This window comes from Terrabacter sp. 05T424 (genome assembly GCF_056396225.1).
The window spans coordinates 17,538-39,709 of record NZ_JBFTLB010000004.1 but is presented as its reverse complement, the minus strand read 5'-3'; the positions used below and the strand labels follow the sequence as shown (position 1 = coordinate 39,709).

General features: G+C 71.0%; 19 protein-coding genes. 5 read left to right on the top strand and 14 right to left on the bottom strand.

Features of this window, described 5'->3' with window-relative positions:
* Window positions 1-11: 11 nt before the first annotated feature.
* The gene (gene trpS, locus AC1DE0_RS10775) at window positions 12-1,061 is read left to right on the top strand and encodes a tryptophan--tRNA ligase (RefSeq protein ID WP_478100209.1); all 1,050 of its coding nucleotides are present in this window, start codon (window positions 12-14) and stop codon (window positions 1,059-1,061) included.
* A gap of 24 nt (window positions 1,062-1,085) precedes the next feature.
* Here the strand turns inward: trpS and AC1DE0_RS10770 are convergent, their stop codons facing one another.
* The gene (locus tag AC1DE0_RS10770) at window positions 1,086-2,249 is read right to left on the bottom strand and encodes a glycosyltransferase family 4 protein (RefSeq protein WP_478100207.1); all 1,164 of its coding nucleotides are present in this window, start codon (window positions 2,247-2,249) and stop codon (window positions 1,086-1,088) included.
* Between the two features lie 35 nt (window positions 2,250-2,284).
* Window positions 2,285-3,484, bottom strand: a complete 1,200-nt coding sequence (locus AC1DE0_RS10765) for a glycosyltransferase family 4 protein (protein WP_478100205.1) — start codon at window positions 3,482-3,484, stop codon at window positions 2,285-2,287.
* A 130-nt stretch (window positions 3,485-3,614) separates the two neighbouring features.
* Here AC1DE0_RS10765 and AC1DE0_RS10760 point away from each other — a divergent pair, with 130 nt between their 5' ends.
* Genes AC1DE0_RS10760 through AC1DE0_RS10750 form a run of 3 tightly spaced genes read left to right on the top strand, consistent with a single transcriptional unit; the run spans window position 3,615 to window position 6,123 of the window.
* Window positions 3,615-4,145, top strand: a complete 531-nt coding sequence (locus AC1DE0_RS10760) for a 2'-5' RNA ligase family protein (RefSeq protein WP_478100203.1) — start codon at window positions 3,615-3,617, stop codon at window positions 4,143-4,145.
* Window positions 4,146-4,148: 3 nt separating this feature from the next.
* On the top strand, window positions 4,149-5,234 hold the full coding sequence (locus AC1DE0_RS10755; protein ID WP_478100201.1) for a YihY/virulence factor BrkB family protein: 1,086 nt from the start codon (window positions 4,149-4,151) through the stop codon (window positions 5,232-5,234).
* Between the two features lie 46 nt (window positions 5,235-5,280).
* Window positions 5,281-6,123, top strand: coding sequence for a class I SAM-dependent methyltransferase (locus AC1DE0_RS10750; protein WP_478100199.1), 843 nt, complete (start codon window positions 5,281-5,283; stop codon window positions 6,121-6,123).
* A 21-nt stretch (window positions 6,124-6,144) separates the two neighbouring features.
* Here the strand turns inward: AC1DE0_RS10750 and AC1DE0_RS10745 are convergent, their stop codons facing one another.
* From AC1DE0_RS10745 to AC1DE0_RS10710, 8 genes are all read right to left on the bottom strand, one after another.
* A complete protein-coding gene (locus AC1DE0_RS10745) occupies window positions 6,145-7,668 on the bottom strand; it encodes a D-alanyl-D-alanine carboxypeptidase family protein (RefSeq protein WP_478100197.1) in 1,524 nt (507 codons plus the stop codon).
* Between the two features lie 81 nt (window positions 7,669-7,749).
* Window positions 7,750-8,496: a succinate dehydrogenase/fumarate reductase iron-sulfur subunit gene (locus AC1DE0_RS10740; RefSeq protein ID WP_478100779.1), complete on the bottom strand. Its 747-nt coding sequence runs from the start codon at window positions 8,494-8,496 to the stop codon at window positions 7,750-7,752.
* An 11-nt stretch (window positions 8,497-8,507) separates the two neighbouring features.
* Window positions 8,508-10,529: a fumarate reductase/succinate dehydrogenase flavoprotein subunit gene (locus tag AC1DE0_RS10735; RefSeq protein WP_478100195.1), complete on the bottom strand. Its 2,022-nt coding sequence runs from the start codon at window positions 10,527-10,529 to the stop codon at window positions 8,508-8,510.
* Window positions 10,530-10,532: 3 nt separating this feature from the next.
* Window positions 10,533-11,186 carry a succinate dehydrogenase cytochrome b subunit gene (locus tag AC1DE0_RS10730; RefSeq protein WP_478100193.1) on the bottom strand — a complete coding sequence of 218 codons (654 nt, stop codon included), beginning with the start codon at window positions 11,184-11,186 and terminating at the stop codon, window positions 10,533-10,535.
* 325 nt (window positions 11,187-11,511) lie between these two features.
* Window positions 11,512-12,267: a succinate dehydrogenase/fumarate reductase iron-sulfur subunit gene (locus tag AC1DE0_RS10725; RefSeq protein WP_478100191.1), complete on the bottom strand. Its 756-nt coding sequence runs from the start codon at window positions 12,265-12,267 to the stop codon at window positions 11,512-11,514.
* A complete protein-coding gene (locus tag AC1DE0_RS10720; protein ID WP_478100189.1) occupies window positions 12,264-14,195 on the bottom strand; it encodes a fumarate reductase/succinate dehydrogenase flavoprotein subunit in 1,932 nt (643 codons plus the stop codon). Before AC1DE0_RS10720 ends, AC1DE0_RS10725 begins: the two co-directional genes overlap by 4 nt.
* A complete protein-coding gene (locus AC1DE0_RS10715; RefSeq protein WP_478100187.1) occupies window positions 14,195-15,040 on the bottom strand; it encodes a hypothetical protein in 846 nt (281 codons plus the stop codon). The genes AC1DE0_RS10720 and AC1DE0_RS10715 overlap by 1 nt, the downstream gene beginning before the upstream one ends.
* 88 nt (window positions 15,041-15,128) lie before the next feature.
* Window positions 15,129-16,325, bottom strand: a complete 1,197-nt coding sequence (locus AC1DE0_RS10710) for a glycosyltransferase family 4 protein (RefSeq protein WP_478100185.1) — start codon at window positions 16,323-16,325, stop codon at window positions 15,129-15,131.
* A gap of 106 nt (window positions 16,326-16,431) precedes the next feature.
* Here AC1DE0_RS10710 and AC1DE0_RS10705 point away from each other — a divergent pair, with 106 nt between their 5' ends.
* A complete protein-coding gene (locus AC1DE0_RS10705; protein WP_478100183.1) occupies window positions 16,432-17,400 on the top strand; it encodes an SDR family NAD(P)-dependent oxidoreductase in 969 nt (322 codons plus the stop codon).
* A 49-nt stretch (window positions 17,401-17,449) separates the two neighbouring features.
* On the opposite strand, the gene AC1DE0_RS10700 is transcribed toward AC1DE0_RS10705, so the two are convergent.
* The 4 genes from AC1DE0_RS10700 to AC1DE0_RS10685 all read right to left on the bottom strand — a co-directional run bounded on the left by AC1DE0_RS10700 (window position 17,450) and on the right by AC1DE0_RS10685 (window position 22,082).
* The gene (locus AC1DE0_RS10700) at window positions 17,450-18,253 is read right to left on the bottom strand and encodes a GNAT family N-acetyltransferase (protein ID WP_478100181.1); all 804 of its coding nucleotides are present in this window, start codon (window positions 18,251-18,253) and stop codon (window positions 17,450-17,452) included.
* Between the two features lie 71 nt (window positions 18,254-18,324).
* The gene (locus tag AC1DE0_RS10695) at window positions 18,325-19,413 is read right to left on the bottom strand and encodes a mannose-1-phosphate guanylyltransferase (protein ID WP_478100179.1); all 1,089 of its coding nucleotides are present in this window, start codon (window positions 19,411-19,413) and stop codon (window positions 18,325-18,327) included.
* Window positions 19,414-19,515: 102 nt separating this feature from the next.
* A complete protein-coding gene (locus AC1DE0_RS10690) occupies window positions 19,516-21,117 on the bottom strand; it encodes an ABC transporter permease (protein ID WP_478100177.1) in 1,602 nt (533 codons plus the stop codon).
* Complete coding sequence (locus AC1DE0_RS10685; RefSeq protein WP_478100175.1) at window positions 21,114-22,082, bottom strand: ABC transporter ATP-binding protein; 969 nt, start codon at window positions 22,080-22,082, stop codon at window positions 21,114-21,116. Before AC1DE0_RS10685 ends, AC1DE0_RS10690 begins: the two co-directional genes overlap by 4 nt.
* Window positions 22,083-22,172: the final 90 nt, after the last annotated feature.

The following is a 22,172-nucleotide window of genomic DNA, read 5'->3' as shown; positions in this document are numbered from 1 at the left end:
GTGACGACGCGATGGGCCAGAATGCAGCCATGTCCTCGACGTCCTCCCTCCCGACCACCACGCCTCGCAGCCTCTCGGGCATGCAGCCGACGAGCGACTCGCTCCACCTCGGCAACTACATCGGTGCGCTGGTCGAGTGGGTGCGGCTGCAGGAGACCCACGACGCGTTCTACTTCGTCGCCGACCTCCACGCCCTGACCGTCGCGCCCGACCCCGAGGTGCTGCGTGAGCGCACCCGCATCACGGCCGCCCAGTTCATCGCCGGCGGCGTCGACCCCGCGCGCTCGACGCTCTTCGTCCAGAGCCACATCGCCCAGCACACCGAGCTCTACTGGGTGCTCGGCACGCTGACCGGCTTCGGCGAGGCCAGCCGCATGACCCAGTTCAAGGACAAGTCGGCGAAGGGCACCAACACCAACGTCGGCCTCTTCGCCTACCCCGTGCTCCAGGCCGCCGACATCCTCATCTACGACGCCAACGTCGTGCCGGTCGGCGAGGACCAGCGCCAGCACCTCGAGCTCTCGCGCGACCTGGCCGGACGCTTCAACCAGCGCTTCGGCGACACCCTCGTCGTGCCCGAGCCGCACATCATGAAGGCCACGGCCAAGATCCAGGACCTCCAGGAGCCGACCGCGAAGATGAGCAAGTCGGCGGCATCCGACGCCGGCCTCGTCAGCCTGCTCGACGAGCCGGCGCGCATCGCCAAGAAGATCCGCTCCGCCGTGACCGACGCCGAGCGCGAGATCCGTTTCGACGAGGACAACAAGCCCGGCATCTCCAACCTGCTCTCGATCCACTCCGCCCTCTCGGGCACGCCGATCGCGATCCTCGAGGAGCAGTACGACGGCAAGGGCTACGGCGACCTCAAGAAGGACGTCGCCGAGGTCGTCGTCGAGGCGGTCACCCCGTTCCGCACCCGCACGCTCGAGCTGATGGGCGACCGGGCCGAGCTCGACCGCATCCTGGCCCACGGCGCCGAGAAGGCCCGCGAGGTGGCCGAGGCGACCGTCCGCCGCGTCTACGACAAGGTCGGCCTCCTGCCGTCGTCGCAGCGGCCCTGATCCCGCGCGGCCACGGCGTCCCGCCTAGGGCCGGCCCAGGGCTCGGTCGTAGGCACGCCTGAGCTGCGGCGCCTGGGTCTCTGAGGAGTAGGCCGCCGTGAACAGGCGCGATGCGCAGGTTCGGGCTCGAGCGTTCGCCTCGGGCGCGAGCAGGGCACGCGTGGCATCGACCAGACCGGCGACGTCTCCCACCCGGCACACGCGGCCGGCGCCGTCCCGCACGAGTTCCGGGAGCGCGCGGTAGTCGGAGACGACGAGCGGGATCCCGAGGGCCAGCGCCTCCATCGGGGCATAGGGCAGCCCGTCGAAGTGCGACGGGTGCAGCAGCACGTCGATGCCCGGCAGCACCGTCGTGAGCAGCTCGTCGCGAGGGACGAAAGGCCGCCACTCCACAGCCTCCGGCACGCACAGTCCCGGGGGCCGCTCGCTGCCGACGACGACCAGCTCGAGGTCCGGCCGTTCCCGACGCAGGACCTCGAAGGCAGCCAAGGCCTCGGGGCCGCCCTTGGCGGCGAAGTCCTTGGCGACGAACCCCAGCCGCCGCGGCGTACGTACAGGAGACTTCGTGGGGTCACCCGTCGTCGGCGGTTCGACGTAGTTGGGCACGACGTCGATGCGTGTGCCGTCCACGCCGTGGTCGACCATCCAGGAGCGCAGGTGCTCCGAGAAGGCCACGAAGCGACGGGCTCGACCGAGACGTCGGGCGTGCAACGTCGCATCCAGGGCCGTGGCGAGTCCGGCGTCGAGCCGGTTCGCGCGTTTCACCCGCTCAGGCGACCACCCCCACGCGTCGGCATACACCCACTCGAGTGGGCCGGCAGCGCTCATCACCACCGGTGGTGAGGCGCCGACGAACCTGGTGTTGAAGACGTGGACATGAACGAGGTCGAACGCGTCGGCGTCGGCCTCCACGACCCGGATGGGCTCGCGAAAGACCTGACCTGTTGACCGGACCCTCGACTCGACCCTCCGCAGCGCGCCGGCGCCCAGTCCGCGCAGCACGGGACCTGGTCGGCGTCGGTTGAGGGCAGCCGTCAGGTCGCTCCGAGAGCCGACCTCTCGCAGGGTGCCATCCTGTGCAGCCCTGTCGTAGGTCGTGTACTCGACACCGGGGGGCGGGTTGGACAAGAGCTGCTCGGTGTACGTGACGTCCCCCGAGTGCGGGTCCCGGGCCGACACAGCGCTCATGAGCAGCACGCGAAGCCGATCCGGCCGACCAGCCGTCATGCCGCACCGGCGCTACGCGTGCCAAGCGTCGCCAGCAGCGACCGGTGGCTCCTGGCCCAGGTGAAGTCGCGCGCCCGGTCCACGGCCGCCCTGCCACCGGCGACGACGTCGGCGCGTTCGAGCGTCGTGAGCGCGTCGACCCAGCCCGCGACCGTGGGTGGCACGAGCCGTCCCGCGGTGCCGAGCACCTCGGGGAGGGCCCCGGCATCGTTGGCCAGCACGTATGCGCCTGACGCCATCGCCTCGAGGGGCACCATGCCGAAGGGCTCGGCCAGCGACGGCACGGCGACGACATCGGCCCACCGGTAGAGGCGCGCGACCTCCTCCTGGGCCTGGTAGGGCTCGAACGTCACCGGGCCGGCCACTCGCGCGGCCAGCCCACGGAGGTGGTCCTCGAAGGGCGACCGCCCGTCGGTGTCGCGCAGCTCGGAGCTGCCGACGACGCGGGTCTCGAAGCGGGTGGCGTGCCGCCCCATGGCCCCGAGCGCCTGCAGCAGCAGGTCGACGCCCTTGTGCGGCGCGACCTGCCCGACGTAGAGGAGCCGCAGGCGCGCGCCCGGAGAGTGTGCGCGAACGGCGTCGTCCGTCTCTGCCTCGACAACCGGGTGGAAGCGGTCGGTGTCGGCTCCGTTGTGCACCCAGGCGATCTTGCGGGCATCGACCCAGGCCCTGCGTCGGACACCCTCGGCCATGAAGCTGCTGACGCCGATCACGAGGTCGGCGCTGCGCAGCAGGTGGCTGAGCTCGGGCTGCAGCACCGAGGCCGAGATCGCGTTGTGCACGTGCAGGGCGATCCGCGTCGTCGCGGGCAGCGCGCGGCGCAGCAGCGGCAGGGCGGTGACGGCGTAGTGGCCCTCGTGCAGCAACACCCAGTCCGGCCTGACGTCGGCGAGGGCCTCGGCTGCGGGCTCGAACAGCCGTGCCGCGTGGGGGCGTTCGCGCAGAAGCGCGCCCATGGCCCAGTCCGCGCGGTACTCGGCGGGCGTGAAGTGCGTGCGGGGACAGTTGCGGGTGTAGTCGACCGGCACCGTCTCGGCGTGGGGGAAGGTCGCGACCCGGTTGTGCGAGGTGATGACGGTCGAGCGCCCGCCGACCATGGCGTGCTCTCGGGTGAGGGCTCGCACGACGTGCGCGACCGAGCTCCCGTCGCCGGCCAGCGGCATCGGGACGTGCGCGAGGTGGGGCAGCGAGGGCATCGGCGTCAGCGTATCCGCGGGTCGAGTCGGGGTCCGGAACTCCGCTGAATCCGGGCTGCGCCCACCCTCGCGACCAAACCACAGGACCCGCGCCGCTCGGCCCCCGTGCGAGTTCGGTACGGTCGGGGTCGTGAGTGTTGCGCGCCCCACGACGATCGGTGTCTCCATCCCGATCCCGACCCCGCACGGCGACTACCTGCAGAACCGCCGGGCCGAGTTCGGCGACCCCCAGGCGCGGCAGATCCCCGCCCACATCACCTTGCTGCCTCCCACCGAGGCCGACGAGGAGGCGTACGCCGCCTTCCGCCGTCACTGCGCCGTGGTGGCCGCCGCGCACGAGCCCTTCGACGTCGTGCTGCGCGGCACGGGGACGTTCCGACCGCTCTCCGACGTCGTGTTCATCCAGGTCGCGCGGGGCGTGTCGAACTGCGAGTCACTTGAGGTGTCGCTGCGCTCCGGACCCGTGAGTCGTGACCTCGACTTCTACTACCACCCGCACGTCACGGTGGCCCACAACGTCGCGCCCGAGGCTCTCGACCGGGCCTTCGAGGAGCTGGCCGACTACTCGATCACCTTCACGGTCGATGCCTTCCATCTCTACGAACAGGGTACGGACGAGGTGTGGCGTCCCGTCCACACCTTCGAGCTCACAGGAGGCTGACCCGTGCCGGCGTGGTTGAAGCGGATCATCGACCGGCTCAAGGCCACCCACGCGTACGCGGCCTGGCAGCGATACGGGGCCTCGAACGGGGACCTCCTCGCCGCCGGCGTCGGCTACTTCGCCTTCTTCTCCATCTTTCCCGCGCTCGCCCTGGCGTTCGCGATCTTCGGCTTCGTGCTGCAGGGGCGGCCCGACCTCGTCGACACGATCGCCACGTCCCTCGACAGCGTGCTGCCCGGCATGGTCAAGACCGCGAGCCACCCTGACGGCATCATCAGCGTTACCGCCCCGGCAAGCCTCACCCTGACGGTCACCGGGGTCGTGTCGTTCGTGACGCTGCTGCTCGCCGGGCTGGGCTGGGTCGGGGCGCTGCGCACCGGCATACGCGGCATCTTCGGCCTGGAGGCGGCCGCGGGAAACATGGTGCGCACGAAGGCCCGCGATCTCTTCGTGCTCGTGACCCTCGGACTGGCCATCGCCGTCTCTGCGATCCTCACCAGCGTGATCGGCGGCCTCGCCGAGCGCGTCGCCGGCTGGGTCGGCCTCGCGGGCAACGGGCCGCTCATCGGCGGGTTGGGGCTGCTCGTGGGTGTCGCCTTCGACTTCCTCATCCTCGTCGTGCTGCTCCGGCTGCTGTCCGGTGTGCCGCTGCCGATGCACAACGTGCGGCAGGGCGCACTCGTCGGTGCCGTGATCCTCACCGTGCTGAAGCTCTTCGGTGGCTTCCTCATCGGCCGAGCCAGCGCCAACCCGCTCCTCGCGGCGGTCGCGGTCGCGGTCGGGTTGCTCTTCTGGCTCAACCTCATGTCCAAGGTCGTGCTCCTGTCGGCCGCGTGGGCCGCCAACCAGGTGGACATCGCGCACCTCGCCGACGACGCCGCGAAGGCGGCCCCTTCCGCACCCGAGCCGGCCGCCGTCGATGCCCGTTCCCAGCCGACGTCTCGCGACGGGGCCGCGACCGCGACCCTGTCGCCGGCCGCCGCGCCGGCCACACGAGCCACCGACCGGGTGAGCATCGCGGCAGGCGTTCTCGTCGGCATCGCGACGACCTTGGGGGCCAGGGGGATTCGAGGCGCGCTCCGGCGGTGAAGCGCATTCCCGCCACACGGCTCCGCTGAGTCCATACGATGCGCTGGTGGATGCCTGCCCCTTGTGCCAGGGCGATGTGCGCAAGACGCGGCTCGCCAAGACCTCCGACCGGCCCTACCGAGTGGTGCTCTGCAGACGATGCGGCACCGCATCCGTGCTGCCGCGCCCGACCGAGCAGGACCTGGCCGACTTCTACGGCGCCTCCTACTTCTCGGCCGACACGGGGTTCGGCTACGGCGACTACGACGGCGCCAGCTGGGCGGGCGTGCAGGCGGTTCGCGCCTGGGACGAGCTGCAGGTCTGGGCCCCGGAAGTCACCGACGTGCCGCTCCGCCGCATCCTCGACGTCGGAGCAGCGACAGGGGAGTTCGCCCTGCGCGCCGAGCAGGACGGCTGGGACGCGGTGGCCTGCGAGGTCGGCGACACGGCGCGGGCGACCGCCGAGTCCAAGGGTCTCGCGACCGTGACCACCATCGCCGACGCGTCAGGCCCGTTCGGGGTGATCAGCATGTACCACGTGCTCGAGCACCTGATCGACCCGCTCGCTGCGCTCGTCGACGCCTGCCGGGTCGTCGACACCGACGGCGTCCTCGTCATCGAGATCCCGCAGTGGAACAGCGCCGGCCGGATCGTGCGCGGCTCCGACTGGGCCCAGTTCCGCCCGCCGGAGCACATCAACTTCTTCAGCAAGCGCAGTCTCGCCGCCGCCCTGCGCCACACCGGCTGGGACGTGGTTCGCAGCTCGACGCCCTACCCGCACTCGGCCGAGCTCGCTCGCGACGCCGTGAGGAAGGGCCGCGTCCGCGAAGCGGCGGCCCACGCAGGGCGCTTTGCCCTCGGATCGTCGGGGCTCGGCGGCTACCTGCGCACCGTGGCTCGGCCGGTCTGACGCAGGGCTCGGCGACCGGCCTCAACCGTGCCGGCGTCGGCGCAGCATGACGATGAGCAGGATCGCGGCGGTCGTGACGACGAGGCCTGCCGCGCCCACCACGACGAGCGACACCACGCGGTCGTATGCCGTCTCGCGGGTGGCAGGAGCCGCCAGCCGTGCAGGGGTGCCAGACCCTCCAGACACACCCTGCCCCCCGCCCGCGCCCCCGGCACCGGCACCGGCACCGTCGGTCGGGAGGGCGGGCACGGTGGCAGCCGGCACTGGCGCAGCGGCCTCGCCCGGCTCGACCAGCCGCCCGACCGGCGTCACCCGGTCGGCGTTCGCGAAGCCCCAGTCGAGCAGCGCCGCGGTCGGCTTCCACGAGCCGGTGACGCTGCCCATCTGCGCGACGACGAGCGTGCGACCACCGCGCGTCGCCGCGCCGATGAAGGTGTGCTGGGCGCGGTCGGTGCGGCCGGGCTTGATGCCGATGGCGCCGGGGTAGTGCTTGAGCAGCTCGTTGATGTTGTAGACGTGGAAGGCCGGCCAGACCTTGCCGTACTTGTCCTTGCCGCCGGGGAAGACGGAGTCGCGCTTGGTGATGGCGGCCCGGAACTCGGGAAGCCGCATCGCGTTGCGGCCGATCAGCGCGAGGTCGTAGGCGCTGGAGTGCTGGTCGCCCTCGTCGAGGCCGCTCGGGTCGACGGTCAGGGTGTCATGGGCGCCGATCTCGGCCGCCTCGGCGTTCATCAGCTCGACCGTGTGCTGGTAGCCGCCCGCAGCCTCGGCGAGGGCGTAGACGGCGTCGTTCGCCGAGAACATCAGCATCGCGTCGACGAGGTTCGCGACCGGGTAGCGGTTGCCGGCCAGGATGCCGACGCGTGAGCCCTCGGCGTCCTGCGCAGCCTGGTCGGCGACGACCACGCGCCTCGGGTCGAGCCTCGGCAGGAGCGTCAGGGCGGTGAGCGTCTTGAGCGTGCTCGCCGGGCGGAGCCACGCGTGCGGCGACTTCGCTGCGAGGATCTCGCCGGAGTCGAGGTCGGCCAGCACGTAGGAGACGTCGTAGACCTCCGGTGGTGCGACGACGGATGCCGGACGGTCGACGACGACACCCGTGTCGGCGAGCCGAGAACCACCGACGACCGTGTCCGGCTCCCAGGCCGCATGGGGGAACGGGGTCGGAGCGGCGTTGCGGCACACGACCCGCGGCTTGGCCGGAGTAACCGGCTTGGCCGGCTTCGTGGTCGCCTTCGCCGGCTTCGGCATGGCCGGCGTCGCGATGGGGGTTCCTCGCTCGTCGCCCGGGAAGACGCGGGGTGTGAGCACGATGCCGGGCGGCACGGTGGTGCTCGTCTGCCACGGCGCACACGTCGGGCCGGCCTGCGGGAGGGCCCGTGGTCCGGCCTCGACAACGGCCTGCGGGCCCCCGGGGAGGGGCGACGCGGAGGCGGGTGAGACGGCATACGGAGTGGTCACGGCGAGCGTCAGTCCGAGCGCACTGAGTGCCCCACCCGCGACGCAGGTCGTCCACGGGCGACGTCGGGCACGGTCTCTGGGCGTCATCGCCGGCAAAGACTAACCCGCCCCAATGGTCCGGGGCGGGCTGTCAGTGCTGCGGAGTGTCGACCGGAGCCGACGCGAGCGTCAGTCGCCGTGGCGCGTCAGGGCGTGGCGCAGGTCGCGGTTGAGCTGGTTGATGACGTCCATCGGGATCTCCTTCGGGCACGCCAGCGAGCACTCGCCGATGTTCGTGCAGCCGCCGAAGCCCTCGTGGTCGTGCTGCTCGACCATGCTGATGACGCGGGCGTCACGCTCGGGCTGGCCCTGCGGCAGCTCGCCGAGGTGCGTGATCTTGGCACCCATGAAGAGCATGCCGGACGCGTTCGGGCACGCTGCGACGCAGGCACCACAGCCGATGCAGGCGGCCGCCATGAACGCGCGGTCGGCCTTCGGCTTCGGCACGGGGACCGAGTGGGCCTCGGGAGCCGCACCGGTGTTGGCGCTGATGAAGCCGCCCGCCTGGATGATGCGGTCGAAGCTGCCGCGGTCGACGACGAGGTCCTTGATGACGGGGAACGCATCGGCGCGCCACGGCTCGATGGTGATCTCGTCGCCGTCGGAGAAGCTGCGCATGTGCAGCTGGCACGTCGTCGTCACCTCGGGGCCGTGCGCCTTGCCCGAGATCATCAGGCCGCACATGCCGCAGATGCCCTCACGGCAGTCGGAGTCGAACGCGATCGGCTCCTCGCCGCGGGCGTTGAGCTGCTCGTTGAGCACGTCGAGCATCTCGAGGAACGACATGTCGGGGGAGATGTCGGAGACCTTGTAGGTCACCATCCCGCCGCGGGCGCTCGCGCTGGCCTGACGCCAGATCTTGAGGGTGAGGTTCATCCCGGTGTCGCTCACTTGTAGCTCCGCTGCTTCATCTCGATGGCTTCGTAGACCAGGTCTTCCTTGTGCAGCACGGCCGTGCCGCCGTCACCGCCGAACTCCCACGCGGCGACGTAGGCGAACTCGTCGTCGTGACGCATCGCCTCGCCGTCCTCGGTCTGGCTCTCGGCGCGGAAGTGACCGCCGCACGACTCGCGGCGGTGCAGCGCGTCGATGCACATGAGCTCGCCGAGCTCGAGGAAGTCGGCGACGCGGCCGGCCTTCTCGAGGCTCTGGTTGAGGGTGTCGGCGGCGCCGAGCACCTTGACGTTGCGCCAGAACTCGTCGCGCAGGCCGCGGATGAGGTCGATGCCCTTGAGCAGCCCCTCCTCGGAACGCTCCATGCCGCAGTACTCCCACATGATGTGGCCGAGCTCCTTGTGGAAGGAGTCGACCGAGCGGTCGCCGTTGATCGACAGCAGCTTCTGCACGCGGGCGTCGACGGAGGCCTTCGCCTCGACGACGTCGGGGTGCGAGTCGGGCAGCTTCTCGAACGGGCCCTTGGCGAGGTAGTCACGGATCGTGTGCGGAAGCACGAAGTAGCCGTCGGCGAGGCCCTGCATGAGGGCCGAGGCGCCGAGACGGTTGGCGCCGTGGTCGCTGAAGTTGGCCTCGCCGGAGACGAAGAGCCCGGGGATCGAGCTCTGCAGGTCGTAGTCGACCCACAGACCACCCATCGTGTAGTGCACGGCGGGGTAGATGCGCATCGGCACCTGGTAGGGGTTCTCACCCGTGATCCGCTGGTACATGTCGAGCAGGTTGCCGTACTTCTCCGCGACGGCATCCTCGCTCATCCGCTTGAGCGCGTCGGTGAAGTCGAGGTAGACGCCGCGGCGGAAGTCGCCGACCTTCGGGCCGACGCCGCGACCCTCGTCGCAGACGTTCTTGGCCTGGCGGCTCGCGATGTCGCGGGGCACGAGGTTGCCGAAGCTCGGGTAGATCCGCTCCAGGTAGTAGTCGCGGTCCTCCTCGGGGATCTCGCGCGGGTCCTTCTCGCAGTCCTCGGCCTTCTTCGGCACCCAGATGCGGCCGTCGTTGCGCAGCGACTCGGACATGAGCGTCAGCTTGCTCTGGTGGTCGCCCGACACGGGGATGCACGTGGGGTGGATCTGCGTGTAGCAGGGGTTCGCGAAGTACGCGCCCTTGCGGTGGGCGCGCCACGTCGCCGTGACGTTGGAGCCCATCGCGTTGGTGGACAGGAAGAAGACGTTGCCGTAGCCGCCGCTCGCGAGCACGACCGCGTCGGCCAGGTGCGTCTCGACCTCACCGGTGACGAGGTCACGCGCGATGATGCCGCGGGCCTTGCCGTCGGCGACGATGACCTCGAGCATCTCGTGACGGTTGTACATCGTCACGGTGCCGGCCGCGACCTGCCGCTCGAGGGCCTGGTAGGCGCCGATGAGCAGCTGTTGGCCGGTCTGGCCGCGTGCGTAGAAGGTGCGCGAGACCTGGACGCCGCCGAACGAGCGGTTGTCGAGCAGGCCGCCGTACTCGCGCGCGAACGGGACACCCTGGGCCACGCACTGGTCGATGATGTTCGTGCTGACCTCGGCCAGGCGGTAGACGTTCGACTCGCGCGAGCGGTAGTCGCCGCCCTTCACCGTGTCGTAGAAGAGGCGGTACGTGGAGTCGCCGTCCTCCTTGTAGTTCTTGGCGGCGTTGATGCCGCCCTGCGCGGCGATCGAGTGCGCACGGCGCGGGGAGTCCTGGTAGCAGAAGGACTTCACCTGGTAGCCGGCCTCGCCCAGCGTCGCGGCGGCCGCGCCACCGGCGAGACCGGTGCCGACGATGATGACCGACAGCTTGCGGCGGTTGGCCGGGTTGACGAGGCCGGACTCGAACTTGCGGGTGCTCCACTTGTCCTGGATCGGGCCGGTGGGTGCCTTCGTGTCGCGGATCGCCTTGCCCTCGGTGTAGAGGCCGTGGACGATGCCGGCGTTGGGGGCAGCCTGCGTGGCCGCGCCGCCGGTGGTGGCTGCGTTGGTGTCAGTCATCGGTCAGTTCCCCTTGACGATTCCGAACAGGATGGCGAGCGGCGGCAGGGCGAAGCCGACGGACGTGACGAGCGCGATGACCAGGGCGATCAGCTTGGCGCGCTTGCGGGCCCGGGCGTTTCCGGCCCAGCCGAGGGTCTGCGTGGCGCTCCAGACACCGTGCCACAGGTGCATGCCGAGGGCGGCGAGGGCCAGGACGTAGATGAGCACGACCCACCACACCTGGAAGGAGCTGATGACGAGCTTGCCCGGGCTGTCGCCCGCGGCGTCCGGGCCAACGTTGAACTTCACGATCGTGAACTGCAGCAGGTGCCAGACGAGGAAGAGCAGGATCGCGACGCCGCCCCAGCGCATCGCCGTGCTCTTCACCGTCGCCTTGGCCGCCTCCTTGGCGACGTAGCGCGTGGTGCGGGCTCCGCGGGCGCGGCTCCACAGGTAGAACGCGGCCCAGATGTGCGTGACGATCGCGACGACGAGCAGGGCGCGGAAGAGCCACAGGAACCCACCGAACGGCAGGATCGGCGTGAACATCGTGCGCAGGTGGTGCGCGTACTCGTCGAACGCCTCGACCCCGGCGAAGATCTTCAGGTTCCCGTACATGTGCGCGAGCACGTAGAACACGAAGAGCGCGCCCGAGACCGCCATCAGCATCTTCATGAAGACGGTGGTCCGTCGAGCCGATGCAGGTCTGTTCGATCCCGTCGCCGGGAGAGTGTTTGTCGCCACGGAGGCACCCTATCCCCGCGGCAGCACGCGCTCTGACGCCTACTCTTCGGTACAGGGCGAGTGTGACTATTTCCACTGCGCCCCCCGACGGTCCCCATCGAGTGCCCACTTCCCGACGCCCCATCTCATCGAGTGCCCACTTCCCTACGGGCGTACGGCGTCGGGAACTGCGCACTCGACTGGAAGGTCTGGTCGAGTGCCCAGTTCCCGACGGGCTGGTCTCGTCGAGTGCCCACTTCCCGACGGGGCCGACGGCTCAGTCCTTACGGCGGCCGATCTTGTTGCCGAGCCAGACGAGCGGGTCGTAGCGCTTGCCGACGACGCGCTCCTTCATCGGGATGATCGCGTTGTCGGTGATCTTGATGTGCTCGGGGCAGACTTCGGTGCAGCACTTGGTGATGTTGCACATCCCGATGCCCTGCTCGTCACGGGCGAAGTCGGCGCGGTCGTCGCGGGCGTCGAGCGGGTGCATGTCGAGCTCGGCGGCGCGGATGAGGAAGCGGGGGCCGGCGAACGCCTCCTTGTTCTCCTCGTGGTCGCGCACCACGTGGCAGGTGTTCTGGCAGAGGAAGCACTCGATGCACTTGCGGAACTCCTGCGAGCGCTCGACGTCGACCTGCTGCATCCGGTAGTCGCCCGGCGCGACCCCCTCGGGCGGGGCGAACGCCGGGATCTGGCGGGCCTTCTCGTAGTTGAAGGACACATCGGTGACGAGATCGCGGATCACCGGGAAGGCCCGCAGCGGCGTGACGGTCACCGTCTCGGCCTCGGTGAACGTCGACATGCGCGTCATGCACATGAGCCGGGGTATGCCGTTGACCTCCGCGCTGCACGACCCGCACTTGCCGGCCTTGCAGTTCCACCGCACGGCGAGGTCGCCGGACTGGGTGGCCTGGAGCCGGTGGATGATGTCGAGCACGACCTCGCCCTCGTTGACCTCGACGGTGTAGTCGACGAGGTCACCCCCGTCGGCGTCGCCGCGCCACACCCGGAACTTCGCGTCGTAGCTCATGACCCGCTCCCGTCGGCCGTGGCGGTCGTGTCTCCGGTTGCGCCGACGCCGGCGAGCTCGTCGGGCGTGAGGTACTTCGCCAGCTCGTCGCGCTCGAAGAGGTCGAGCAGGTCGCCGCGCATCGTCGGCATCGGCTGCTCCTCCACGCGTATGCCGTCACCCTCGGTCGAGCAGATGAGGTTGCGGCCGCGCCAGTGGGCGTCCATCTTCGGGTAGTCGTCGCGGGTGTGCCCACCGCGAGACTCCTGACGCAGCAAGGCTGCTCGGGCGACGCACTCGCTGACGGCGAGCATGTTGCGCAGGTCGAGGGCGAGGTGCCAGCCCGGGTTGAACTGTCGGTGCCCTTCGACGGTCAGGTGCTGGGCGCGCTGCTTGAGCTCCTCGAGCTTGGTGAGCGCGGCCTCGATCTCCTCGGCCTTGCGGATGATGCCGACGAGGTCGTTCATCGTCTGCTGCATCTCCTGGTGGAGGGTGTAGGGGTTCTCGCCGCCCTCCTCCTCGAACGGCGCCAGGGCCGTCGTGGCCGCGGCGTCGAGGGTCGCTTGCGGTGCCACGGGTCGGGCGTCGCCGAGAGCGCTCACGTATGCCGCCGCGCCGGCTCCCGCACGGGCGCCGAAGACGAGCAGGTCGGACAGCGAGTTGCCGCCGAGTCGGTTCGAACCGTGCATGCCCCCGGACACCTCGCCGGCGGCGAAGAGCCCGGGCACCCTTGCCGCAGCGGCGGTGTCGGGGTCGACCTCGACACCGCCCATGACGTAGTGGCACGTCGGGCCGACCTCCATCGCCTCCTCGGTGATGTCGACGTCGGCGAGCTCCTTGAACTGGTGGTGCATCGACGGGAGCTTCTTGAGGATCTCCTCGGGGCTGCGGCGCGACGCGATGTCGAGGAAGACCCCGCCGTGCGGCGACCCGCGGCCGGCCTTGACCTCGGAGTTGATGGCGCGCGCCACCTCGTCGCGGGGGAGCAGCTCGGGCGGGCGCTTGTTGTTGTCGGGGTCGGTGTACCAGCGGTCGCCCTCGTCCTCGGTCTGGGCGTACTGCCCGCGGAAGACGTCGGGAACGTAGTCGAACATGAAGCGCTTGCCCTCGGAGTTCTTGAGCACGCCGCCGTCGCCGCGCACCGACTCGGTGACGAGGATGCCCTTGACCGAGGGCGGCCACACCATGCCGGTCGGGTGGAACTGGATGAACTCCATGTTGACGAGGGTCGACCCGGCGCGCAGGGCGAGGGCGTGACCGTCGCCGGTGTACTCCCACGAGTTGGACGTCACCTTGAACGACTTGCCGATGCCGCCGGTGGCGAGCACCACTGCGGGAGCGTTGAACCGGACGAAGCGCCCCGACTCGCGGAAGTAGCCGAAGGCACCGGCGATGGCGCCGCTCTCGTCCTGGAGCAGGTCGGTGATCGTGACCTCGGCGAACACCTTGAGCCTCGCCTCGGGGTCACCGGACTCACGCTCGTCGTCCTGCTGCAGGGAGACGATCTTCTGCTGCATGGTGCGGATCAGCTCGAGGCCGGTGCGGTCGCCGACGTGGGCGAGACGCGGGTACTCGTGCCCGCCGAAGTTGCGCTGGCTGATCCGCCCGTCGGGTGTGCGGTCGAAGAGGGCGCCGTACGTCTCGAGCTCCCAGACGCGGTCGGGGGCCTCCTTGGCGTGCAGCTCGGCCATCCGCCACGAGTTGAGGAACTTGCCGCCGCGCATCGTGTCGCGGAAGTGCACCTGCCAGCTGTCGTGGCTGTTGACGTTGCCCATGCTCGCGGCGATGCCACCCTCGGCCATGACGGTGTGCGCCTTGCCGAAGAGGGACTTGCAGATGATCGCGGTGCGCAGTCCGGCCTCGCGGGCGGCGATGGCGGCCCGGAGGCCTGCCCCGCCGGCGCCGACGATGAGGACGTCGTAGTCGTGGGTCTCGAGCTCCGCTGCCATCAGTTGTAGAACCTCAGATCGGTGAGGGCCCCGGAGGCGACCAGGGCGATGTAGAGATCGGTGACCATCAGGGTGCCGAGCGTGGTCCACGCCAGCTGCATGTGCCGGGTGTTGAGCCGCGACACGATGGTCCAGGCTCGGTAGCGCAGCGGGTGCTTGGAGAAGTGCTTGAGCCGGCCGCCGATGAGATGGCGGCACGAGTGGCACGACGCGGTGTAGAGCCAGAGGAACGCCGCGTTGGCCAGCATGACGATGGTGCCGAGCCCGACGCCGACCCCGCCGTCCTTGCCGTGGAATCCGTCGAAGGCGTCGAGGGTGTTCATCGCCGACACCAGGACGGCGGCGTAGAAGAAGTAGCGGTGCGCGTTCTGGAGGATGAGCGGGAAGCGGGTCTCTCCGCTGTACTTCGCGTGCGGCTCGGCCACGGCGCAGGCGGGCGGCGACAGCCAGAACGCCCGGTAGTAGGCCTTGCGGTAGTAGTAGCAGGTGAGCCGGAAGCCGAGCAGGATCGGCAGGAGGAAGAACGCGTACGGCACGAGCGGTGGCATCTCACCGAGCCACGTGCCCAGGTGGCGCGCGTCGGGGTGGCACGAGGCCGTCACGCACGGTGAGTAGAACGGCGTGAGGTAGTGGAACTCCGGGACGTAGTAGTAGCGCTGCATCGAGGTGCGCACGAGCGCGTACAGCAGCCAGATGACGATGAGCGTGAACGTCACCGCCGGCGCGAGCCACCAGCGGTCGCCCCTCAGGGTGCGCCACGGGATCTGCGCCCGACCCGGCGAGCCGACGCCTCGGGCCATGGACCCACCTGACCGGGATCCCGGGTCGAGCGTCGTACCACTCATCGTGCGAACCTCCACCGTCGTTGGTTGGGCGCGTTCGCACACTCTAGTGTCACGTGCGTCACAGATGGGGTGACTCGCCCGGCGCCCCTCAGGCAGCGGGCGTCTCGACCCCGGCCCGACGGACGGTGCGGGCTGCGATCGCGTCGTCGTAGTGCCCGACCAGCCCCTCGACGACCCGCGCCCACGACCTGTGGCGCACGAGCTCGTGCCCGCGTCGGCCCAGCTCCGCGGCGTGGTCGGCTGACTCGAGCACCCGGGACACCTGACGCCGCAGGGCTCCCGGCTCGTCGGGATCGAAGAGGTAGCCGTTGACGCCGTCGGTGACGAGGTCGACGGGGCCGCCCGCCCGAGGCGCCACGACGGGAAGCCCACTGGCGCCGGCCTCCTGGATGGTCTGGCCGAAGGTCTCTGCGGTGCCGGTGTGCACGAAGACGTCGAGACATGCGTACGCGCGAGCGAGGTCGTCGCCGTGGCGCGACCCGAGGAAGACCGGCGCCCGGTTCGGCCGACCGGGGGAGGTGGCGACGGCTTCGGCGAGCGCAGCGCCGACGGCGTCGCGCGACGGCCCGTCGCCGACGACGACGAGCCGGGTGCCGGGGAGGTCGGCGAGGTCGGCGAGCCGCTCGACCTCCTTCTCCGGGGCGAGCCGACCGACGTAGCCGAGGAGGCGCTCTCCGCCGGGGGCCAGCTCGCGTCGGAGCGCCTTGGCCAGGGCGTCTTTCCGCCAGGCCGGGTTGAACAGCGCGGCGTCGACGCCGCGACCCCAGAGCGCGGTGCGTGGCACGGTGTGGGCCTTCAGGTCGGCGAGCGCGGCCGACGACGGCGCGAGCGTGAGGTCGGCCCACGAGTGGATCCGCCGGATCCAGCGCCAGGTCGTCGCCGCGGCCGCGGCGCCCGCAGCGCCGGGAGTGTGCTGGCGCACGTACGCGGGCATGTCGGTCTGGAAGACGGCGACGGTCGGCAGGCCGAGGCCCCGCGCTGCCGCCAGGCCACGCGCCCCGAGCACGAAGGGGCTCGCGACGTGGACGACGTCGGGAGCGAAGTCCTCGAGCACCCGCTCGATCTCGGGTGTCGGCAGCCCGACGTCGAACTGGCGCACGGGCAGCGAGGCGACGCGGTGCACCGCGGCACCGCCGTACCGCCCTGGTGCGGCGGCCCGGGAGCGCGGCGCGACGACGACCACGTCGTCCCCACGGGCGCGGAGCTGCTCGATGACCCGGCACACGCTCGTGGTGACGCCGTTGACGCTCGGCAGGAACGACTCGGTGACGATGGCGACTCGCACGTGTCCACGGTGACGATCCCGGGCGCTGCCCGGGCGACGCGCCGGGGTGTGTCCGGTGACGTGCCGGTGACGGACTCGTGCACCGACGGGCGCCTAGGGTTGGCGCATGGTGCTCGATGGTGCAGCGGCGGCGGCCGACTGGCTGATGGACAAGTCCCTGGTGCTCGGCTACACGAAGATCGGGCCCGCGGTGCGCCGCGCCTGGTGGCCCGACGATCCGGCCCCGGGCGCGCTCGTCGGGCGTCACGTCCTCGTCACCGGCGCCAGCGGTGGGCTCGGTCTCGCCGCAGCGCGCGGTCTGGCTCACCTCGGCGCGACCGTCCACCTCACCGGCCGTGACGCCGGGCGCCTCGGCTCGGCACGGGCGTCGCTGCTCGACCAGGAGCCGCTCGCCGAAGTGGCCGTGCACGTCGCCGACGTGAGCGACCTCGCCGGCACGGCGCAGTTCGCCCGTGCCCTGATGGCAGAGGTGCCCCGGCTCCACGCCGTCGTCCACAACGCCGGGGTCATGCCACCCCGACGCACGACGACCTCCGAGGGGCACGAGCTGGCGCTCGCGACCCACGTGCTGGGCCCGCACGTGCTGACCCAGGCGCTGCGCCCGGCCCTGGCCGACGGTCGCGTCGTCGTCGTGACGTCGGGTGGCGCCTACGGGCAGCGGCTCGACGCTGCCGACCCCGAGTACGCGGGTGGCGAGTACTCCGGGGTGACCGCCTACGCCCGCACCAAGCGGATGCAGCTGGTGCTCACCGGGCTGTGGGCGAGCGACCTTGCGGCGGACGGGATCCGAGTCCACTCGATGCATCCCGGGTGGGCCGCCACCCCGGGAGTCACGGAGTCGCTGCCGCGCTTCGCCGCGCTCACGGGCCCGCTCCTGCGCGATGCCGACTCCGGGGCCGACACCGCCGTGTGGCTCGTGGCCACGTCCGACCCGATCGGCACCGGCGGCTTCTGGCACGACCGTCGGCGCCGCTCGACGCACTACGCGCCGGTGGGGGTCGAGACGCACGAGCAGGTCGAGCAGTTCAGGCAGTTCGTGGCCGAGGCGACCCGAGAGGCGCTGGCTGGCTCGTGACCCGGCTCGGCGGCATACGTCCGGGGAGACCACGTGAGGGTCAGTGCTCTCAGGAGCGCAGCCAGCAGGTCCACCGCTCGACCCGCAGGAAGCCGAGACGTTCGTAGACGGGCTGCCCGTCGTCGCTGGCGATGAGCACGGCGCCCTGCTCGGGCCACGTCGTCGTCGCCGCCCACGTGAGCGCCGCCCCGGCGCCCCGCCCACGGGCGCTCGCGAGCACCGCGACGTTCTCGACGACCGTCACCCCGGCAGCCGAGTGAGCCGCCGACGTGGCCACCGGATCGCCGTTCAGGTAACCGACGAAGACGCGTGTCAAGGCGTCGACGACGTCGGAACGGTAGAAGTCGCCCGGAGGCAGGTCGGCCATGTCTGGCATCGGATAGCCCTCCACGAGAACGCGTTCCGCGTCCTGGAGCTCGCCTGGCGTGGTCGCCTGCCGCACCTCGACCGACGAGGCCGGTGCGGTGCCGCTCCCCGACGTCGGCCGGAACATCAGGGGCGGGTGGCCGACGAGCTCGAAGCCGTGCGCCGTGAGGTCGGGCGCCGGGAACGGACTGATCACGATCGCCGAGACGTCGTCCGGGTATGCCGCCGAGAGGGCTCCCATGGTCGACGCCCAGCTGCGCGGCGGCCTCGTCACGATCGCCCAGTTGAGCAGGGCGCTCGCCCCACCGCCCCGACCGGCGCACCATCCGTGGCCCTCCGCGAAGTCCCCGCGGGCCGCCGTCGTCAAGGCTCGCGCCCACGACACGTGCGCGAGAACGCCTTGTCGCACAAGGGAGTCCGCGGCCGGCAGGTCGACCTCCCAGCCGGTCGTGAGGTACTCGCCCTCCTCGGGCAGCATCGAGGTCATGGCTCCACTGTCGACCCGCCCGGCCAGGCGCGGTATGCGAATGCCGAGATCCTTGCGACGGGAGGCAGTGGTCAGGTGAGCTCGGTGCGGTTCTGCGCCGTCAGCATCTCCACGACCTTCTTGACGTCCTGCGCCCGGTCGGGGCGGGTGATGAGCAGCGCGTCCTGGGTGTCGACGACGACGAGGTCGTCGACACCGATGAGGGCCACGAGCCGGCCGCCGGTGGCCACCATCGCCGTCGAGTCGATCGCGATGATGTCGTCCTCGGGTCCGATCGCGGTGATGCCCGGGAGAGCGGGGGACTCGGTGACCAGCCGGGTCAGCGAGGCGAAGTCGCCGACGTCGTCCCAGCCGAAGGACGCGGGCACGACGGCCACCCGCCCGGCCGCCGCGGCGGGTTCGGCCACGGCGTGGTCGATCGCGATCTTCTGCAGCGACGGCCAGAGGTCACGCATGCGTCGCGGGTCGGCCGCGATGATGCGAAGGCTGTCGACCATGTCGGCGTGGTTCACGGCGAGCAGCTCGAGCAGCGTGGTGGCGCCGACCACGAACATGCCTGCGTTCCAACGGTATTCGCCGGTCTCGAGATAACTCGCGGCCGTCTCGCGGTCGGGCTTCTCGACGAACTCCTCGACGCGCCGTGCGCTCGGGGCGTCGTCGACCCCGAGAGCGTCCCCGACCTTGATGTAGCCGAACGCCGTCGAGGGCTCGGTCGGCTCGACGCCGATGGTCACGAGCTCTCCGCGCCGGGCCAGCCCGGCGGCCTCGGAGACGGCGCTGTGGAACGCCTCGGTGTCCGTGACGACGTGGTCGGCGGCGAAGGAGCCGAGCACTGCCTCCGGGTCGCGGCGCTCGAGGATCGCGGCCGCGAGCCCGATGGCGGGCATCGAGTCGCGCGGGGAGGGCTCGGCCACGACCGCGTCGTAGCCGAGCATCGGAAGCTGGCGGCGGACGGCGTCCTCGTGGGCGGCGCCCGTCACCACGAGGATCCGGTCACCGACGAGCGGGGAGAGCCGGTCCCAGGTCTCACGCAGCAGCGACTGGCCGGAGCCGGTCAGGTCGTGCAAGAACTTGGGGGAGTGGCGGCGCGAGATCGGCCAGAGCCGGGTGCCGGACCCCCCAGCGGGGATCACGGCCCAGAGCCCGGGGATGGCGGTCATGCGCACACGGTACAGATGGGTGGCCCGCCGTCCGGTGGAACAGCCACGACTGGCCGGGGGCATGGGTCCGCGCGTGACGGCATACGCCCCGGCCGTACGCCGTCAGGCGATGATGTCGCGCCGGCGCACGCCCACCAGGCCTGCCGCAGCCACGGCGGCCGCCACCACGGTGAGCAGGACGAGCGGCAGGACCCGGCCGTCCTCGGCAGGCATCGAGGGCACGTGGCCGAAGGGGGAGAGGTTCATCATCCAGGCGGGCAGGCCGAGCACGGGGACGAGCTCGCTGAGGAGCAGGAAGGTGATGAGGGCGGCCCAGGCGAGTCCGGTCAGCCGGGGCACCCAGCCGACCAGCAGGAGTGCCACGGCCACGGTCACCCAGATGGCGGGCACGGTGACGAGCGCCGCCGGGACGAGCCGGCCGACCGACGCCCCGACTCCGCCTGAACGCTCACCGTCCGCGACGGCCGCGACGAGGCCGACGAGCGCCATGACGACGGCGGTGGAGACGAACGCGAGGACGAGGTGGGAGACCGCCCACCTGATGCGGGAGGTCGTGGTGAGCAGCACCTCGGCCCGTAGCGAGGTCTCCTCGGTGCGCAGCCGGGTCACGAGGGAGATCCCCATCGCCGTCACGGCGAACGCGATGATGTGCAGCTCGGTGGTGAAGAAGGTGTCGATGAGGGCGACCTGGCCGCCAGCCCCCGACAGCTTGCGCAGCAGCTCCATGGTGGTGTCGGAGGAGGTCAGCGACTCGAGGTTGGACGCGATCGAGCCGACCACCGCCCCGATCACGAGCGCGCTGACGGCCCAGCCGATCAGGGTCCCGCGGGCCAGCCTCGTCGTGAGGGCGCCGACGGTGCGCATCGAGGTGCGGGACGGGCCGGGTCGGCTCGGCAGCAGGCCCGCGCCGAGGTCGCGCCGCTCCTGCAGCCGGTAGGCCAGCGCGACGAGCAGGGCGAACGCGGCGAGCCCGATCCAGAACGGCCACAGCTGGTTCTCGCCGTAGGGAGACGTCTTCTGGCCCCACCCGAGGGGCGAGAGCCACGTCAGGAACCGTGCCGGGTTGTCGCTGTCGGCGGTGTCGCCGAGGGCGCGCAGCAGGAACGCGGCCCCGAGGGCGCCGAGCGAGATCGCCGCCGTGCCGCGCGTGGTCTCGGTCAGCTGGGCAGCGACGGCCGTGATCCCGACCCACGAGAGGCCCATGACGAGCCAGCAGACACCGAAGGCGACCGAGCCGCGCCCGTCGAGACCGACGGCGGCCAGCGACCCGGCAGTGAGCGCCGCGGTGGCGACGACCGTGGTGGTGCCGAGCAGGATGGCTGCGGTCAGCGGCGTGCGGCGCTCGATAGCGCCGGCACCGAGCAGCTCGAGACGGCCCGACTCCTCCTCGGTCCGCGTGTGGCGGCGCACGACGATGTAGGCGAGCAGGCACACGAAGACGCCGCCGAGCAGCACGGTCTTGAAGACGGCGAACGAGTCCAGCGTGAGGCTCGTCATCGGGCCGTAGAGCGCGACGACGGCCGGGTTGTCGACGAGCGGGCGGATGATCTCCAGGGCGCTCGCGAGGCTCGGGTAGAGGCCGATCGTCGCCTGGGCCGACCCGGCCGCGAAGGCCACCAGCGCGAGGACGCTCACGGGGATGAGCACTCGGTCGCGCCGCGAAGCGAGGCGCACCAACGACCCGGTGCCGGCGAACGTGCTCATCGCCTCGTGCTCCTCAGCTCGGCCGGCGCGCTGGTCGCGGCGTCTGTGGGGTTCRAACTGTCCTGCGCCGCAGCCGGTTTCGTGCGGTATTGGTCCATGAACAGCTCCTCGAGCGTCGGGGGCGCGCTCGTCAGCGTCAGGATGCCGTGCTGCCCCAGCAGCACGAGCAGGTCGCCGAGGTGCTGCGTCTCCACGGCGCAGACGACGTGGTGGTCGGTGACCGAGACGTCGGCCAGACCGGGCACCGCGCGCAGCTGCTCCGTGCTGATGGGCCGCGACAGTGTGGCGTCGACGGTGGTCCGCGAGAGGCTGCGCAGCTGCTCGAGCGTGCCGGACTCGACGTTGCGCCCTTCTCGGATGATGCTCACCCGGTCGCACAGCGACTCGACCTCGCTGAGGATGTGGCTCGACAGCAGGATCGTCGCGCCCTGCTGGCGGCGCTCGTGGGCCGCGTCCTTGAAGGCGGCCTCCATGAGCGGGTCGAGGCCGGAGGTGGGCTCGTCGAGGATGAGCAGCTCGACGTCCGACGAGAGCGCGGCGACCAGTGCGACCTTCTGGCGGTTGCCCTTGGAGTACGAACGTCCCTTCTTCGTCGGGTCGAGCGAGAAGCGCTCGAGCAGCTCGGCGCGTCGCTGCTCGTTGAGGCCGCCGCGCAGCTTGCCGAGCAGGTCGATCACCTCGCCGCCGGTGAGGTTGGGCCAGAGGGCGACGTCGCCCGGCACGTAGGCGAGCCGCCGGTGCAGGGTCTCGACCTCGCGCCACGGGTCGCCGCCGAGCAGCGTCGCGGTGCCACCGTCTGAGCGGAGCAGGCCGAGCAGGATGCGGATCGTCGTGGACTTGCCGGCGCCGTTCGGGCCGAGGAAGCCGTGGATCTCGCCGGTGGACACCTCGAGGTCGAGCCCGTCGAGGGCGACCGTGTGGCCGAAGGTCTTGCGCAGGTCGTGGACCTGGATCGCTGAGCTCATGCCATCGACAATACACAACATTCACGATTTACTGAATGTTGTGACGGATGGGTATGGTCTCCACAGGGAGTGACTGGGACCCAGTGTGCA

What these genes read in the sequence shown, in the direction of transcription:
- AC1DE0_RS10720 (WP_478100189.1), bottom strand. Translation starts at nt 14,195, where the DNA reads ATGGCAGCGGAGCTCGAGACCCACGACTACGACGTCCTCATCGTCGGC.
- AC1DE0_RS10740 (WP_478100779.1), bottom strand. Translation starts at nt 8,496, where the DNA reads ATGAACCTCACCCTCAAGATCTGGCGTCAGGCCAGCGCGAGCGCCCGC.
- AC1DE0_RS10765 (WP_478100205.1), bottom strand. Translation starts at nt 3,484, where the DNA reads ATGCCCTCGCTGCCCCACCTCGCGCACGTCCCGATGCCGCTGGCCGGC.
- AC1DE0_RS10695 (WP_478100179.1), bottom strand. Translation starts at nt 19,413, where the DNA reads ATGACCGCCATCCCCGGGCTCTGGGCCGTGATCCCCGCTGGGGGGTCC.
- AC1DE0_RS10735 (WP_478100195.1), bottom strand. Translation starts at nt 10,529, where the DNA reads ATGACTGACACCAACGCAGCCACCACCGGCGGCGCGGCCACGCAGGCT.
- AC1DE0_RS10730 (WP_478100193.1), bottom strand. Translation starts at nt 11,186, where the DNA reads ATGAAGATGCTGATGGCGGTCTCGGGCGCGCTCTTCGTGTTCTACGTG.
- AC1DE0_RS10770 (WP_478100207.1), bottom strand. Translation starts at nt 2,249, where the DNA reads ATGAGCGCTGTGTCGGCCCGGGACCCGCACTCGGGGGACGTCACGTAC.
- AC1DE0_RS10715 (WP_478100187.1), bottom strand. Translation starts at nt 15,040, where the DNA reads ATGAGTGGTACGACGCTCGACCCGGGATCCCGGTCAGGTGGGTCCATG.
- AC1DE0_RS10745 (WP_478100197.1), bottom strand. Translation starts at nt 7,668, where the DNA reads ATGACGCCCAGAGACCGTGCCCGACGTCGCCCGTGGACGACCTGCGTC.
- AC1DE0_RS10725 (WP_478100191.1), bottom strand. Translation starts at nt 12,267, where the DNA reads ATGAGCTACGACGCGAAGTTCCGGGTGTGGCGCGGCGACGCCGACGGG.
- AC1DE0_RS10690 (WP_478100177.1), bottom strand. Translation starts at nt 21,117, where the DNA reads ATGAGCACGTTCGCCGGCACCGGGTCGTTGGTGCGCCTCGCTTCGCGG.
- trpS (WP_478100209.1), top strand. Translation starts at nt 12, where the DNA reads ATGGGCCAGAATGCAGCCATGTCCTCGACGTCCTCCCTCCCGACCACC.
- AC1DE0_RS10700 (WP_478100181.1), bottom strand. Translation starts at nt 18,253, where the DNA reads ATGACCTCGATGCTGCCCGAGGAGGGCGAGTACCTCACGACCGGCTGG.
- AC1DE0_RS10705 (WP_478100183.1), top strand. Translation starts at nt 16,432, where the DNA reads ATGGTGCTCGATGGTGCAGCGGCGGCGGCCGACTGGCTGATGGACAAG.